The 372-nt window shown below is 54.6% G+C and carries 1 protein-coding gene; it reads left to right on the top strand.

Features of this window, described 5'->3' with window-relative positions; all coding sequences use genetic code 11:
• Positions 1–232 (top strand): Lrp/AsnC ligand binding domain-containing protein (locus AB4Z23_RS29030; RefSeq protein ID WP_441361380.1); only part of this gene is annotated, 232 nt, incomplete at its 5' end.
• Between the last annotated feature and the right edge of the window lie 140 nt (positions 233–372).

The following is a 372-nucleotide window of genomic DNA, read 5'->3' as shown; positions in this document are numbered from 1 at the left end:
GATTGAAAGCGCCAAGCAGGCGTTTGCGGCTACGCCTGAGATCCAGCAATGCTTCTACGTGACTGGCGAGGCGGATTTTGTGCTGGTCGTTATCGTGCCGTCGATGGTGAATTATGAGGCGCTGACCCGTCGGCTGTTTTTCGGCAACAACAATGTCAAGCGTTTCCGGACATTCGTGGCAATGGATCGGATCAAGGTTGGGCTCGAAGTCCCACTACCTCAGTCCGTTTGACGGCCAGATCGGTCGCTTATTCGGGCCGATTGAATTTTCGGAGCAATCCTGTGAACTGTATAAGCTCGGCTTCGCTCCATCCATCCGTGCGTGAGTGGAACGCTCCGGCCTTCACTTCGATCGATGCCTCAAGCCTCAAT

Origin of the sequence: Agrobacterium sp. MCAB5 (assembly GCF_052114365.1) — a bacterium.
In the GTDB taxonomy this organism is placed as follows: Bacteria; Pseudomonadota; Alphaproteobacteria; order Rhizobiales; family Rhizobiaceae; genus Agrobacterium; species Agrobacterium tumefaciens.
This window is presented reverse-complemented; position numbering and strand designations above follow the sequence as displayed.